Here is a 15387-nt window from a genome sequence, read left to right on the forward strand (position 1 = left end):
GGTTGCTCGCAATGACATTGAAATTAAGACATATGGAAATAACACATAATAAATGAACAAAAATATTTTTATTACATTATTAATATCGCTATTGCTGCTTTCCGGTTGTACCGGCGATACTTGTATTGACCCTGATGATTTCGGTTTTATCAAATTCAATGTCTCTGCTAGATATGATCCGGAAGAAATTACTTCAAGACAGGAAGGTAATCAGGTAGCACCATGGCGTGATAGTGCTTATAAAGTAAACGGCTATCCTTTAACCATTATGGTAAGACCGTGGAGTTATATACTTGGCGATAAAAATACTTCAGGTCAGTTATCTGCATGGTGTCCATGGTATGGTCAAAAAAATAACACAACTACTTTGGCTGCTTTTTGCGTTAAGCTACAACCGTGTACTTTTTGGGATAATACTAGACTTGATATGTGTACTCCTAATCCCGCAAATCAAAATGATGCAATGATTAGTAATGCTCCATGTATAATGACAAACGGTGTCGGGCTTTATTTTCTTATTGCCGCTAAAAATACCGATCCTAATATTTCACCGGACTCACAGAGTAAACCGCAAGGTATAACTCAGCATTTAGGAGAGGAGCTTACTTCGGGCTATGCATTTTATAGTACTAGTAGTACAGGACAATTCTTGGAAGCCGGCGGTATAAATTATCAATATAAAGGTGAAGATAAGTCAAAATATGCTCAATCTCCTCTTTATTTTAAGATTATAGATAAATTTTATAATGATAATAGCGGGCAATATAGATTAGTAATAAAGTCCGGAGTTACTGATACTAGACCCGATCCGCTACAATTTTTAACGGATTTAATAAAAGGAGTATTATTTGGTAAGGATGGGATTATAAAGAAAACTTATCAACAAATAATTGATACGTCGGGTTATAGGATGAGTGTCTCGGCTATTTTAACTCTATACATAATGTTTACAGGCTTTTCCTTTTTAATAGGTAATATAAACCTTACTCATGTCGAACTTATAGTTAGAATATTAAAAGTTAGTATAGTCTCAATATTATTAAGTACTGATAAAGCTTGGACATTTTTTCATGATTATTTATTCGTATTTTTTATTGATGGGGTTCAGCAAATACTGCAAATAATTAATGAAGCTTCGGCTACCGGTCCCGGTTCTCAAAGCTTGCTTGGGTTACTTATTTCTCCTCAAACTTTATCTAAATTATTTTCTTTACTATTTGTTGATTGGCTTGGTTTTATATATATCATTCTATATTTAATAGCCTTATATTTTATTTTCTTTCTTATATTTAAAGCCACTATTATCTATCTAACCGCTCTTATAACTATCGGTATGATTATAATTATGGGACCGATATTTATTTGTTTCATGTTGTTTAATATAACTCGTTCGTTATTTGAGAATTGGTTAAGACAATTAATATCATATGCATTACAGCCTATAATTTTATTTACCGGTATCGCTTTTATTTCAATGATCATCAGAACCGAAATATATTCAACGCTTGGTTTTGCAGTATGTAAACATGATTTTCCTAATTTAGGTCCGATAAATGAAATATTCGGTAGCTTCCTTGAGGATATAGATCCAAGCCTGGGTCATTCAATATTTTATTGGTGGTTCCCAGTACCGATGAAAGGCGGTATAAATAATTTCCACAAAGCAAATATATTAGTTCCTAAAGATCATATAATAGTAGATGATTCTTGTAAGAATGACCCTGATAAATGTAAGCATTGTGCTGCGTATGAGTGTATAGATGAACGCTATATTGAATTACCGTTTTTAGATTTAGTTAAAGATGCAAAAAGAATTAGTAATTTTATAAATGGGAAATTTGTCCAACTTGACGGGATATTACTAATTTTTGTGTCTATTTATTTGCTAAGTAAATTTAACGATACTGCTATATCGACGGCACAATTTATTGCCGGTACTTCAGGTAATTTAACAGAAATACAAAAAGTTAATCAGCAATCTTATGAATCTGCAGCGAAACAAATGAATAGACCGCTAAATTATGTGGCTAAGACGGTAAGTGCACCTGTAACTAGCCGTGTAAGTGCAGGGAAAGAGCAAGTTCGTATGTTTTTTGCCGAGAAATTTGAAAATATGATGATGGGAAGGCTTGAAAAGCAAGCTCTCGGTTCTTCAGCAAATAAAACCGTACAAAATGAGGTTAAGAGAAAATACGGTATAGATTCTAAAGATGTAAAAATGAATGCTATTACGGATTATGAAAACGGTATTGCAGGATTATTAAAGAATTTACCTAAGGGGAATGAATTAAAAGCAAAAGAACTATCGCAAATGAAGTTTACTCAGCTTCGAGATAAAATTGCTGCAAATAAATATGGAGTGAAAGATTACGCTGCTTTAAGTAAAGAACAAAAAGCTGAGCTTGATAAGTCATTAAAAGATGCTAACTTACGTGAACTCGCTAGCGATGCAAACTTTACTAGAGATTATCAAGATGCTTATAAAAATGCTCACCAAGAAATGTCCGGGCGAGGTGTTGGTCTGTTCGGTAAGAATATAGGAGTGCTTAGAAGTTGGCAAGAGATAGAGCATCGTGTTGATACAAAACGTAAATTAAAAGAAGAAAAGCGTGTAGGTATAGGCGAAAAAATATATGCAGGTTATACAGGAATAAAAAGAGGAGCTTTAACTGCAATAGTCGGTAAAGATTTACGTGATGCTTATGAGGGTAATCTAACCAGTGCCGAATGGCATGATTTTGAATATAACGATCCAAGGCTTAGAACTTATAGCGAAAAATTAAAAGATGATGAAAAAGCACGAGAACATGAAGAGCTCCAAATGCATATTAATAAGGAGGCGCTAGCTGCTCAAGCAGATATATTATCACCGGAATATCTAGCAATACTAGAAAAAGCAGGTAGACATAGTGATGTGGAATATTATCAAGAATTAGCTCAAAGAAAGCTTATTCATGAGGTGCATGGTAGGTTATTTGAGGAAGGTGAACCGGTAATGATGGGCGACAGATTTATGCGTGAGAAAGCTACTGATTCTCAGATGCGCGATATGATAGATAACGCTCATAGAAAACATGCAGAATTTATAGATGGAGATCGATATATTCGTCGCCAAGAGCATTATGATATTATGCACGAGAAAGCCCAGGAAAATTTAGAGCAAACTTATAAAGAGCTTAAAGATCATTTCAAAAGAGATGATATCAAGATCGAAGAAATGCCGGCATTAATAGCACAAAAAGTTAACGATACCGCCGAGGGAGCTGAAATAGACCAAAAGATTACAGAAGAGCTTAATAACTTTAATGCTGATGTTAAAAATTATGAATATAGTACTGAAGTATTAAATAAAATAGAGGATAGAAAGCAAGCCATTACCGATGAAGTCAATGCTCAGATCGATAAGATTAATAAATATAGAGAAAATGCCAAAATGCAAACCTATGTAAAGCCTATAGTAAACGAGGGTAGAAAGCTAAGAAAATTAGAAGATCATTTAAGAAATATGAAGTAGAATAACTAATAATTGTTTTTTTTAACAATTACAGTATATAGAATATGTAAAAACAAACATATTGATGAACGATCAAACTAAAAATGGTTCTGAAGAACTCAAGTATTTATCATCAGATAAAAGCTTAAAACCGCAAAAAGTTGGGAAGAACTATTTACAGAACTAAGCTCAAATCCTACTAATGATTTTTTTCTGAAGGAAGAGAAGATTCTCCACCGCAAGAACGAAATTGGAAATTATTTAAATGATTGATATATAGCTCTTATGTAATTCCTGCGAAAGCAGGAATCCAGAAAAATAACTTCAATATTGATACAGAAGTTACATATTTGATAAAATAAGCATATAAAAAACAAGTTTTTTTATGCTTTACTGGATTCTCGTTTCTGCGAGAATGACATTATAAGGGTATTTTCCGAACTACGCAACAATGCCTACACGGAATTCGAATATACACTGTTGCGTTAATAGCATTTAAGAAATGCCCGCTAAAAACAATAATTAGTTTTCCCTTTATTAATTAACTTATATACTATCTAATTAAGTTAGTGATTAATTTATTAATGGGTTTATGAAGAAGCAACATATAATAAACGAGACTTTTTTAGATGCCATTCTAGCTAAGAAATTAGGTACTACTTATACTCCTCCAAAAGAAATCAATGATCCTGACTGTGATGAAGCAGCAAAGCATTTCATCGATCTATTACTTAGAGCCGACGGCTTTAAGCCTGTTAAAACTGCAGTAGTTCATCCGATCGATACAGAATCATTACTTGGTGCAGTTAGAGCGGCACAATTTAATGTAATAAAACCGGGATTGGTCTACAACATAAAATTGAATCAGTAGCAAAAGTTAATAATGTCGATCTTGAGGATTATCAAGTAATTAATGTTGAGCATAGCCACGAAGCAGCAAAAAAAGCCGTAGAGCTTGCGAAGAAAAGGGAAGTTGCGGCTATTATGCCAAAGGGGGGCGCTTCATACTGATAAGCTTATGTCTGTGGTAGTTTATAAGGAGAATGGACTCTACGTACTGAACGTCGTATAAGCCATGCTTTCTTAATGGCAGTTGCTACCTTTCCAAAACCGTTCATTATTACCGATGCTGCTATTAATATTCGTCCTACTCTAGAAGATAAGCGTGATATAGTGCAGAATGCTATTGATTTAATGCATATGATCAGAGAAGACAAGCAGGTTAGAGTTGCGGTATTATCGGTAGTTGAGACGGTAACTTCTGCAATCCCTACAACCCTTGATGCTGCTGCTTTATCGCAAATGGTAGATAGAGGGCAAATTACGAATGCTATAGTTGACGGACCGCTTGCGTTTGATAATGCTATTTCTTTATTTGCTGCAGAAGCAAAATGCATTAGCTCTTCAGTTTCAGGAAATGCTGATATATTAGTAGTACCTGATCTTGAATCAGGCAATATGCTTGCAAAGCAGCTAAAATATTTGGGTCAAGCGGTTATGGCGGGTATCGTTCTTGGAGCCCGTGTGCCTATTATTTTAACAAGTAGAGCCGATCCTATGGATATGCGTATTATTTCCTGTGTACTTGCTTCATTTATTTATAATCACACTAAGGCGAAGCTACATATCCAAGCAGGTAAATAATGAAAAATGTTATTTTAATAGCTAATGCCGGCTCATCTAGTTTGAAAATTTCTATTTTTGAAATTCAGAATGAAAAAGTTAAGGATAAAATTTATAATATTTTTTTAGAAAAAATGATAATAAAATATTATTTCATATAAATAAAACACAGGCATCTGCTACCGACATTAAAGATGATGCTATTGAAATGATTATTGATCTTTTTGAAGATTGGTGGAAAAAACAAAAAAATCTCAAGTTAATTGCAACCGGTCGCCGTATTGTCCATGGCGAGAAAATTTTTAATAAACCGGTTATTGTTAATGAAAAAGTTAGTGAAGATTTAAGAGCATTAATACCTCTAAGCCCCTTGCATCAACCTTATAATTTGCAGGTACTGGCTTTATTTCTTCAAAAATATAAAGAAATCTCACATATAGCTTGTTTTGATACGTCGTTTCATTTTACCAATCCTCCTATTACAAAAGCTTTCGGTTTACCGAAAAAATATTATGATAAAGGGATAATTCGTTACGGTTTTCATGGGTTATCATATAAATATGTTAGCAGCCATTTTAACGAAATGACAAAGGACGATTTACCTACCAAGACTATTATAGCTCATTTAGGACGTAGTAGTAGTCTATGTGCTATTAAAAACGGTCTTAGTTTAACAAGTTCCATGGGCTTTAGCGTACTTGACGGTGTTATGATGGGTACAAGGACAGGTAACCTTGATCCTGGAGTAGTGTTATATCTTATCGATCATGAGCAAATGACTACGAAAGCAGTAACCGAGTTACTATATAAGAAATCAGGATTACTCGGTATGTCCAGTGAAAGCTCCGATATGCGTACTTTGCTTGCCAGTAACTCACCTGATGCTCAATTTGCTATAGTTATTTGTGTATCGCATTGTACTTGAAATAGGTAAGCTAACTGCTGCACTTGAGGGAGTTGATTGTCTAATTTTTACTGCCGGTGTTGGACAGAATTCCGCTGTAATACGAGAAATGATTACTGAAAAACTTTTTATGGCTAGGCATTAAAATAGATGATACAAAAAACCAAAAAAATGAGCATCTAATAAGCGCTGAAAGCAGTAAGGTTAAAGTTTTCGCTGTGCCGACAAACGAAGAGCTAATCATCGCTGAGGAAGTGATGAAGTTTTTATAACACAAATTGGTTAATTTTTAATTACTTATACCTCTATTTTTCTTTATTAACTTTTTTTGAAATATATGCAACTATAGATATATTTTTAACTTAAATTTTGGGGGAAGTTATGCCAGAAGATTTTTTGATAAAAAGAAAGCAGAAAAACAAATAAAGGATATTAAAAATAATAAGATAAATCCATATAATGATGCAATGAAGAAAGATTCTAGAAAAGTGGGTTGATGCAGAGGCAAGTTATAGCTAAAAACGCAGCAGCAGGTTATAAGACAGCATTAAAAATAGAGCAGCAAGCAAAAGAAGAAGCAGGTATTAGTTTAGATAAAGATGCTATGAGACGCTTAGAGAAAATAACAAGTCCATTAATATAGAAGCTGCTAAGAAAGCAGAATTTCAAAAATTTCAAAGTGATCAAGCTCATAAAACGCATCAACAAAAAGCTGAAGCATTTAGGAGTGGTACAACAGCTGCTGCTAAAAAACAAAGAAAAGAAGATTATAGGACAGGTGGGTGGGATAAATAATTAAATTATAATTTTATTGCGTTAATTGGTACTGTCTACTATTTTAAACGTATGTCTATACTTCATGCCACAATCTTAACCGTTTTTCCTGAAATGTTTCCTGGAACTCTAGGACATTCTTTAGCAGGACAAGCACTAAATAAAAATATTTGGTCATATGACGTTATTAATATTCGAGATTTCGGTTTAACTAAGCATAAAAATATTGATGATGAGGCTTATGGCGGTGGTAACGGGCTTATAATGCGTCCTGATGTTCTAGGCAGTAGCATAGATCATGCTCTTGCTTTAAATCCTAATGCTGAAATGTACTATCCTTCACCTCGCGGTAGAGTCTTTACCCAAAGCTTTGCTAAAGAGATGTTAAAAAATAAAAACCTCATATTCTTATGTGGACGTTACGAAGGGATTGACGAACGTGTAATTGAAGAGTATAATGTTAAAGAAATTAGTGTAGGCGACTACATTTTATCCGGCGGAGAAATACCTACCCTCACCATTCTCGATTGCTTAATTAGACTACTGCCAGGTGTTTTAATGAACCAAAATACCTTATCTTCTGAGTCTTTTGAAGAAGACGGGGAATTTAAGGGCGGGCTTGAATGCAGCCTATATACAAGACCTGAAATTTGGCGTGATCGAGCTGTACCGAGTGTTTTGTTATCCGGTAACCACAGGCTAATTAATGAATGGAAAAAAGAGCAATCACATATGATTACTAAATTACGCCGTCCGGAGTTACTTAAAGATTTATAGAGTTAAGGAGTTAAAAAATGAATATTATTGACCGCTTTGAACAGGAAAATATTTCAAAGCGTACTGCAAATAAAAAAATTCCTGATTTTGAAGCCGGCGATACAGTTAAAGTAACTGTTAAAATTATTGATAGATCGATTGAGAAAGACGGTAAGGAAAAATTAACGGAAAGATTTCAAGCTTATGAAGGTGTAGTTATCGCAAAAAGAAATCGCGGTATTACTTCATCTTTCTTAGTACGTAAAATTAGCCACGGTGAAGGAGTCGAAAGACGCTTTATGACTTACTCGCCGATAGTACACTCTATTGATGTAGTAAAATACGGAGTAGTTCGTCGTGCTAAACTTTATTATTTAAGAAATAGAAGCGGTAAGTCGGCTAGAATTAAAGAGAGACATATCCCTATTGCTAAAACTAAGGCAGCAAAAGCTTAAATATATTTGTATCTCTTATGTCATTACTGCGAAAGAGTGCATTGCTACGTGAATACTAAATACGTCATTGCAAGCAGCCGTAGGCTGCATGGCAATCTCATGAAATAATAACAAACTCCTGAGATTGCTTCGTCAATTACTTCGTAATTTCCTCGCGATGACGTATGCCTCAAATCCCTAAAGTATCTCTATAAAGCTCAAGCATAGCGTCCTGCTCGGCAAGTTTATCTTTATCCAATTTCTTTAGTTTCAATATAGATTTCATAGCTTTAACATCAAATCCATGTGAAGAAGCATCTTGGAAGATATCTTTTACTTCTTGAGATAAATCAGCTTTTTCTTGTTCTAATCTTTCTATTTTGCTTATATATTGCTCTAATTGTTCTTTTACTACTACTTCTGACATAAAAAATCATTTAACCTTTTTGAATTTACTATATAATACAAATATAATCCTTATTCAACAAAATATATAATAATGCAAATTTATCCTTTAAGACTTTTACCTAATAAAATCGATTTTGATTTTATGAATTTTAAAAAAGTTAGTTACACTTTCTCAATTATTTTATCACTCATTAGCTTTATTTGGATCGGTATATATAAATTTAATTTCGGTATTGATTTTGCCGGCGGTATAGTTATTGAAGTAAGGCTTGATCAAGTTCCTGATTTGCCAAAAATGCGTGGGGTTCTAGGCAAGCTTGGAATAGGTGAGGTGGTCTTACAGAATTTCGGTAGTGAGCGTGATTTATCGATTAGATTCGGTAGTAGTAGTGAAGAAAATCTCATGAAAAATATTGAGTTAATTAAAGGATCTTTGCAAAGTAATTTTCCGTATAAGTTTGAATATCGTAAGGTAGATTTTGTCGGTCCGCAAGTCGGTAGGCAGCTAATAGAAGCGGGGGCTATGGCGATGCTATTCTCTTTCTTAGCGATTATGGTTTATATTTGGGTGCGTTTTGAGTGGTATTTTGGTCTTGGTATACTTATCGCCTTAGTGCATGACGTAATACTCGCTCTTGGGTTTATGAGTATGACAAAGCTTGATTTTAACTTAAGTACTATTGCTGCAGTGTTAACTATTATAGGTTATTCCGTTAATGATTCGGTAGTAATATATGATAGGATTAGAGAAAATTTACGTAAATATCATAAAAAAAATATCACGGAAATTATAAATTTAAGTATTAATGAGACTTTATCAAGAACTATTTTAACTGTCATTACCACGCTACTTGCCAATTTAACCCTTATTCTTTTTGGCGGTGAGGCAATCCGTAGTTTTAGCGTACTTGTATTTTTTGGGATAATAGCCGGTACTTATTCCTCAATTTTTATCTCTGCTCCGATACTTACAATGTTTGTTAATAGGAAGTTTAATAAAAAAGTAATAGAAAGGTAAAGAATCGTCATTGCGAGCAGGCATTGTTGTTTGGGCCGGCTTTATTGTCATTGCGAGTGGCCGTGACAATCTCAGGATTTTGGCACGAGGTTGCTTCGTCAAAATTTTCAATTTTTCCTCGCAATGACGTTTTTAAGCCATAACGAGGATAGTTTATGCTAAAAGAAGAAGACAAAATTTTTACTAACCTGCATGGGCAGCAAAGCCATGATTTGAAATCTAGCAAGAAGCGAGGCGATTGGGAGAATACTAAAGCTTTGCTTGATAAAGGTAGAGATTTCATCGTTGAAGAGGTTAAGAAATCAGGGCTTAGAGGGCGAGGAGGTGCCGGATTTTCTACCGGTATGAAATGGTCATTTATGCCTAAAAATTTAGAGAAGTCTTGCTATTTAGTAGTAAATGCCGACGAGTCTGAGCCTGGCACTTGTAAGGATCGTGATATATTAAGGTTTGAGCCGCACAAATTAATAGAAGGTTGCTTGCTTGCAAGCTTTGCTATAGGAGCGAATAATTGTTATATCTATATTAGAGGTGAGTTTTATAATGAAGCCTCTAATATTCAGCGTGCCTTAGATGAAGCCTATAAAGAAGGGTTAATAGGAAAGAATTCTTGCGGTTCGGGCTTTGATTGTAATATTTATTTACATCGTGGGGCGGGTGCTTATATTTGTGGCGAAGAAACGGCATTGCTTGAAAGCTTAGAGGGCAAAAAAGGTATGCCTCGTTTAAAGCCGCCTTTTCCTGCCGGCTTTGGGTTATATGGCTGTCCGACTACTATAAATAATGTTGAGTCTATCGCAGTAGTGCCAACCATTTTAAGACGAGGAGCTAGCTGGTTTGCTGGTATAGGTAAACCTAACAATACGGGAACTAAGATTTTCTGCATATCAGGGCATGTTAACAAGCCTTGTAATGTTGAGGAAGCAATGGGCATTTCGTTAAAAGAATTGATTGAGAAATATGCGGGTGGTGTTCGTGGTGGATGGGATAATCTTAAAGCCATAATCCCGGGCGGTTCTTCCGTGCCTTTACTTCCTAAGTCATTATGTGAAGTGGATATGGATTTTGATAGTTTAAGAACAGCAGGTTCTGGACTTGGTACAGGCGGTATTATAGTTATGGATCAATCTACCGATATTATTTATGCAATAGCAAGGCTTAGTAAATTTTACATGCATGAATCTTGCGGGCAATGTACTCCTTGCCGTGAGGGTACGGGCTGGATGTGGCGAGTTATGATGCGACTAGTTAAAGGTAATGTCAAAAAATCTGAGATAGACGAACTCCTTAACGTTACGAAAGAAATAGAGGGGCATACTATCTGTGCTTTAGGTGATGCGGCAGCTTGGCCGATTCAAGGGCTGATACGCCATTTTAGAAGCGAGATTGAGGCAAGGATAAAGAGTGATAGTGTGGTTTGACTTTTTATCGTCATTGCGAGGAGATATTGCCTGCGTGGATACTAAGCCGTCATTGCGAGCGACTGAAAGGAGAAAGGAGCGTGGTAATCTCATGAAATAATAACACACTCCTGAGATTGCTTCGTCAATTACTTTGTAATTTCCTCGCAATGACGATTCCAATTTATAAATAATTAAGAGATTATGCAAACAGATAATACAAAATCAAACACTAATAAAACAGCTAAGCAAGAGTGGGGGTCTTTTGCTTTTGTAATATGTATCGCTTTACTTATTAGAATACTTATTATGGAGCCGTTTACCGTTCCGACCGGGTCTATGAAAGCAACCATACTTGAGAATGATTATATATTGTCTACGAAATATAGTTATGGTTATAGTAATTATTCTTTATCTTTTTTTGATTTTATTCCTCTTTTTAAAGGGCGCATATTTGCTCGTGAACCGGATCGTGGCGATATTGTAGTTTTTCGTCCGCCTAACGATATGAGTGTTAGATATATAAAGCGTTTAATAGGGCTACCCGGTGATAAAATTCAATTGATTGATGACGTAATATATATTAACGACAAAAAAATAGAACGCACGGAAGTTGGAACTTATATAAGCGAAGAGGGAATAAAATATTTAAAGTTTAAAGAAACACTGCCAAACGGTAGAACATATTTTTCTTATAAGCTTGCTCCTATTTATGGCGTTATATATAATGATAGATACGGTAATACGGATGTTTTTTATGTACCTGAAGGGAAATATTTCTTTTTAGGGGATAATAGAGATCAGTCAAATGATAGTAGAGTAAATCTTGGATTTGTACCGTTTGAAAATTTTATTGCTAAAGCACAATTTATTTGGTTCTCAACAAAAATAACTTGGTGGGATAATGATATAGGAGTTATTAATCTAATACTAAAGTTAAAGCCATGGATTGAATCTGTTAGGTTAAATCGAATTTTCAGAAATCTTTATAACACGGATGCGTAATGGAATCATTTGAGAAGTTAGAAAAGCTACTTAGCTATAGTTTCAAAAATAAAGAGCTTTTAATAGAGGCGTTGAGTCACCCGTCTTTAAGGCAACATCACGAGTACAAGGATGATAAAGATTATGAACGATTAGAATTTCTAGGTGATGCCGTATTAAATTTAGTAATCACAGAAATTTTATTTAGAAATTTTGCAAATTATAATGAGGGGAATTTAGCTAAAATTAGATCATATTTGGTTTGCAAAGAAACAATATGCATGGTTGGAGCTAAACTTACTTTAAAAAATTATATAATTATGACTCATGGCGAAGAAGTAGCAGGCGGGCGTGATAATCTTAATAATATAGAAAATGCCACGGAAGCTTTAATTGCAGCTATATATCTTGATAGCAATATTGAAACAACCCATGATATTATCGAGAAGTTATGGGCAGAATTTATAAAAGTTCAGAATTTAACGGATTATGACCCAAAAACTGCTTTACAAGAATGGGCTCAAGCTAGTGATCATCACCTACCTATATATCGTCTGATAAAAAGAGAAGGAGCCTCCCATTCATCGACTTTTACGGTTCTTGTAAAAGTAAAAGATTATGAACAAACAGGCACTGGTCACGCAATAAAAGAAGCAGAGAAAAACGCAGCACGCAGCTTATTGCATAGACTTAAAAATGACTAATAGACATCTTGCCAAATTCGCTTATAGAGAGGAATTTAAAGGAGACACGGAAGCACTTGCCGCCGCAGTACGCGAGGATGCGAGTACTGGATCGACGTCTAAATTACCTCTAGAAGTGAAGTTTGGGAAGATGTCTAATCAGAAAACGGTATCGGTTTGTATAATCGGGCGACCTAATAGCGGAAAATCAACTTTATTAAACAGAATAATCGGTGAGAAGCTTTCAATCGTTACCCCAAAAGTTCAAACTACTAGGTCAATTATTACCGGTATTATTACCTTAAAAGATACACAGGTAATTTTATACGATACGCCCGGTATATTTGAGCCGAAAGGGAGCTTAGAGAAAGCAATGGTAAGATGTGCGTGGTCTAGTTTGCATAGTGCGGATTTAGTTCTGTTAATTATTGATAGTCTAAAGTCGTTTGATGATATAACGCATAATATTGTAGATAAGCTTCGCTCACTTAATATTGTTCCGATATTTTTATTGAACAAAATAGACATCGAATCAAAATATCTAAATGACATTAAAGCTTTTTTAACAGAAAATCATCCTGATAGCTTGCTTTTTCCTATATCTGCTTTATCAGGCAAAAATATTGATGGATTACTTGAATATATAACAAGTAAGGCCAAAATTTCTCCTTGGCTTTATGCGGAAGACGACATAACGGATTTACCTATGCGTTTTATTGCAGCAGAAATTACAAGAGAGCAGTTATTTTTAAATTTGCAGAAAGAACTCCCTTATAAATTAACCGTACAAACCGAAAAATGGGAAGATCTTAAAGACAAATCCGTAAAGATTAATCAAGTTATAGTAGTTTCAAGAGAGAGCTATAAAACTATAATACTCGGTAAAAACGGCTCTAAAATCAAAGAAATAGGAGCAAAATCCCGAATGCAAATGGAGAGGTTTTTTGGATTTCCTGTTCATTTATTTTTATTCGTTAAGGTGCGTGAGCTGTGGGAGAATAATCAAGAATTTTATCAGTATATGAAGATATAAAGCTGTCACCCTGTGGCTTGACAGGCTTTGTTGGATCGTTTTCGATGTCATTCCCCCGAAAGCGGGAATGACATAAAAGCCATATAATAATGCCAATAAAAATAACATTAAATAATCATGATAATACTTGGGATTGATCCGGCACTTGGGAGTCTTGGATGGGCAGTAGTGGCAAAGGAGACCACACAGTTGAAATATTTAGCTAGTGGTATTATTAGAACAAATAGTAAGGATGCAATTCATCATAGACTTGCTTTTATTAATAGTACATTAGAAAAAGTAATATTAGAATATCAACCAAATATGGCAGCGATTGAAGAAACATTTGTTAATACTAATAGCGTGACTTCTTTAAAGCTTGGATATGCTAGAGGGGCGATAATGTCGCTGATCGGTAGATATAATTTGGACATGCGAGAGTTTAAGCCAAATACGGTAAAAAAAACCGTAACAGGATATGGGCATGCAGAGAAAGACCAAATGTTGCATATGATAAAGCTTTTGCTGTCTGGCACTGCCTTAATTACCAATTCTGATGAAGCTGACGCCGTAGCGATTGCCTATACCTGCTTAGTTACAAAAAATTATTAAAATGAATCCAATAATAATATTAGTTGCCCCGCAAATGGGTGCGAATATCGGTGCTACTGCAAGAGCAATGAAGAATTTTGGCTTAAATGAGCTTAGAATCGTGGCTCCAAGAGACGGCTGGCCTAATGAGCAAGCACGTAGTAATGCAGTCGGAGCGGTTAATATTATAGATCATGCAAAAATTTTTGATAGCCTAGAGGATAGCATTAAAGACCTCGAATATTTATATGCTACTACTTGCATTAAAAGGGCTATGAATAAAGATTATGTATTTTCACAAAATTTACCTTTAGATTATCCAAATTCTGAAAAAGTCGGGATAATGTTCGGACGGGAAAATAATGGGCTTAGCAACGAAGAAATCGCATTTGCTAATAAGATTATCACTATTAATACAACCGAATTTAGCTCATTAAACATTGCTCAAGCGGTTATTATTATATGCTATGAGTTGTTGCGTAATTCTACGCCCAGAGAGGATGTACATAACATTCAAAAATTAGCTACTAAAGAAGAAATAGAGCATTTTTTAGTAAATTTATTCGGCAAACTCGATAAAGCCGGATTCTTCAAGGCTCCCGACAAAAAAACTGCTATGCAACAAAATATCACTAATATATTTACACGTATAAATAGTCTCTCTTCCCCTGAAGTCCAAACTCTGCAAGGTATTATTAAATCTTTAAATCAATGATATTTAGTAATTTCTTAAGTTCAGGAACATAATTTCTTATTCGGTTATATATTTCATCAGCAAGCTTTTTATCGTAAGTATAAGATATCATATTACTACGATCAGTAAGCATATAAATCCATAAACTCTCATCATTTATAATACCGGAACAAAAGCCTCCTTTATCACTTCTTTAGGATAGTGAAGAAATGTGCCTTTTTGAGAAAAATATTCTTTTAAAAACTTCCAAGCGAGTTCAAAAGTAAATTCAAATCTTTGTATAGTGGCATCAATATAAGCCCTATCTTCTGTTGTCGGTTTTAAATAAATATCTTCAAGCGTCATAAAAGCTTTACGAAATTTTTCAAGTTTAAGGTTTATTTTTGACATATATAATTTTTTTTCTTTTAATATATTTTTATAAAGCTCAGAGCTTATTTTAGTACTTTCAAACCTTACACAATCTATTTTTAAAAGCGTGTCGGCATTCTCTATAATAGAAATAACTGCTAGCCATTCTTGATCTTGGAATATTAGGGCAGATAATTGCAATATCAATATCAGAACGCTCATCGTTATCCCCTCTAGCACGAGAAGCCAAAAAGCCATATTT

General features: G+C 34.6%; 12 protein-coding genes and 3 pseudogenes. 13 read left to right on the forward strand and 2 right to left on the reverse strand.

Translation table 11 applies throughout. The annotated features are described in order from the left end of the window. The first annotated feature begins 52 nt into the window (after positions 1–52). The 6 genes and pseudogenes from RSL_RS00775 (at position 53) to rplS (ending at position 8005) form a co-directional block, all read left to right on the forward strand. Positions 53–3514 (forward strand): type IV secretion system protein, encoded by a 3462-nt coding sequence (locus tag RSL_RS00775; RefSeq protein ID WP_014273174.1) that lies wholly within the window; start codon positions 53–55, stop codon positions 3512–3514. 571 nt (positions 3515–4085) lie between these two features. Next, positions 4086–5137, forward strand: a pseudogene (locus tag RSL_RS00780) (phosphate acetyltransferase). After that, positions 5137–6292: pseudogene (locus RSL_RS00785) on the forward strand (acetate/propionate family kinase). Before RSL_RS00780 ends, RSL_RS00785 begins: the two co-directional pseudogenes overlap by 1 nt. 224 nt (positions 6293–6516) lie before the next feature. Further along, positions 6517–6663, forward strand: a complete 147-nt coding sequence (locus RSL_RS09220; RefSeq protein ID WP_014273175.1) for a hypothetical protein — start codon at positions 6517–6519, stop codon at positions 6661–6663. Between the two features lie 203 nt (positions 6664–6866). Beyond that, a complete protein-coding gene (gene trmD, locus RSL_RS00795; RefSeq protein WP_004996686.1) occupies positions 6867–7571 on the forward strand; it encodes a tRNA (guanosine(37)-N1)-methyltransferase TrmD in 705 nt (234 codons plus the stop codon). A 17-nt stretch (positions 7572–7588) separates the two neighbouring features. Continuing rightward, positions 7589–8005, forward strand: coding sequence for a 50S ribosomal protein L19 (gene rplS / locus RSL_RS00800; protein WP_014273176.1), 417 nt, complete (start codon positions 7589–7591; stop codon positions 8003–8005). Between the two features lie 169 nt (positions 8006–8174). Here the strand turns inward: rplS and RSL_RS00805 are convergent, their stop codons facing one another. After that, entirely contained in the window at positions 8175–8411 is a 237-nt protein-coding gene (locus RSL_RS00805) for a DUF2312 domain-containing protein (protein ID WP_004996682.1), read from the reverse strand. 72 nt (positions 8412–8483) lie between these two features. Between RSL_RS00805 and secF the strand changes: the two genes are divergently transcribed. The 7 genes from secF (at position 8484) to RSL_RS00840 (ending at position 14795) form a co-directional block, all read left to right on the forward strand. Further along, positions 8484–9410, forward strand: coding sequence for a protein translocase subunit SecF (gene secF, locus RSL_RS00810; RefSeq protein ID WP_014273177.1), 927 nt, complete (start codon positions 8484–8486; stop codon positions 9408–9410). Positions 9411–9565: 155 nt separating this feature from the next. Next, positions 9566–10831: an NADH-quinone oxidoreductase subunit NuoF gene (gene nuoF, locus RSL_RS00815; RefSeq protein ID WP_010976831.1), complete on the forward strand. Its 1266-nt coding sequence runs from the start codon at positions 9566–9568 to the stop codon at positions 10829–10831. Between the two features lie 183 nt (positions 10832–11014). Beyond that, on the forward strand, positions 11015–11815 hold the full coding sequence (gene lepB / locus RSL_RS00820; protein WP_014273178.1) for a signal peptidase I: 801 nt from the start codon (positions 11015–11017) through the stop codon (positions 11813–11815). Next, complete coding sequence (gene rnc, locus RSL_RS00825) at positions 11815–12498, forward strand: ribonuclease III (protein ID WP_004996667.1); 684 nt, start codon at positions 11815–11817, stop codon at positions 12496–12498. Before lepB ends, rnc begins: the two co-directional genes overlap by 1 nt. Then, positions 12491–13510 carry a GTPase Era gene (gene era / locus RSL_RS00830; RefSeq protein WP_014273179.1) on the forward strand — a complete coding sequence of 340 codons (1020 nt, stop codon included), beginning with the start codon at positions 12491–12493 and terminating at the stop codon, positions 13508–13510. The genes rnc and era overlap by 8 nt, the downstream gene beginning before the upstream one ends. A 117-nt stretch (positions 13511–13627) precedes the next feature. Further along, positions 13628–14101 carry a crossover junction endodeoxyribonuclease RuvC gene (gene ruvC, locus RSL_RS00835; protein ID WP_014273180.1) on the forward strand — a complete coding sequence of 158 codons (474 nt, stop codon included), beginning with the start codon at positions 13628–13630 and terminating at the stop codon, positions 14099–14101. Position 14102: 1 nt separating this feature from the next. Next, on the forward strand, positions 14103–14795 hold the full coding sequence (locus RSL_RS00840) for an RNA methyltransferase (protein WP_014273181.1): 693 nt from the start codon (positions 14103–14105) through the stop codon (positions 14793–14795). Here RSL_RS00840 and RSL_RS09685 read toward each other — a convergent pair. Continuing rightward, positions 14776–15383, reverse strand: a pseudogene (locus RSL_RS09685) (nucleotidyltransferase substrate binding protein). The gene RSL_RS00840 and the pseudogene RSL_RS09685 sit on opposite strands and share 20 nt — an antisense overlap. Between the last annotated feature and the right edge of the window lie 4 nt (positions 15384–15387).

The organism is Rickettsia slovaca 13-B (assembly GCF_000237845.1).
In the GTDB taxonomy this organism is placed as follows: domain Bacteria; phylum Pseudomonadota; class Alphaproteobacteria; order Rickettsiales; family Rickettsiaceae; genus Rickettsia; species Rickettsia rickettsii.

Bases quoted from the DNA above. Each gene is read 5' to 3' on its own strand.
- RSL_RS00775 (WP_014273174.1), top strand. From the start codon at position 53: ATGAACAAAAATATTTTTATTACATTATTAATATCGCTATTGCTGCTT.
- RSL_RS09220 (WP_014273175.1), top strand. From the start codon at position 6,517: ATGCAGAGGCAAGTTATAGCTAAAAACGCAGCAGCAGGTTATAAGACA.
- trmD (WP_004996686.1), top strand. From the start codon at position 6,867: ATGTCTATACTTCATGCCACAATCTTAACCGTTTTTCCTGAAATGTTT.
- rplS (WP_014273176.1), top strand. From the start codon at position 7,589: ATGAATATTATTGACCGCTTTGAACAGGAAAATATTTCAAAGCGTACT.
- RSL_RS00805 (WP_004996682.1), bottom strand. From the start codon at position 8,411: ATGTCAGAAGTAGTAGTAAAAGAACAATTAGAGCAATATATAAGCAAA.
- secF (WP_014273177.1), top strand. From the start codon at position 8,484: ATGCAAATTTATCCTTTAAGACTTTTACCTAATAAAATCGATTTTGAT.
- nuoF (WP_010976831.1), top strand. From the start codon at position 9,566: ATGCTAAAAGAAGAAGACAAAATTTTTACTAACCTGCATGGGCAGCAA.
- lepB (WP_014273178.1), top strand. From the start codon at position 11,015: ATGCAAACAGATAATACAAAATCAAACACTAATAAAACAGCTAAGCAA.
- rnc (WP_004996667.1), top strand. From the start codon at position 11,815: ATGGAATCATTTGAGAAGTTAGAAAAGCTACTTAGCTATAGTTTCAAA.
- era (WP_014273179.1), top strand. From the start codon at position 12,491: ATGACTAATAGACATCTTGCCAAATTCGCTTATAGAGAGGAATTTAAA.
- ruvC (WP_014273180.1), top strand. From the start codon at position 13,628: ATGATAATACTTGGGATTGATCCGGCACTTGGGAGTCTTGGATGGGCA.
- RSL_RS00840 (WP_014273181.1), top strand. From the start codon at position 14,103: ATGAATCCAATAATAATATTAGTTGCCCCGCAAATGGGTGCGAATATC.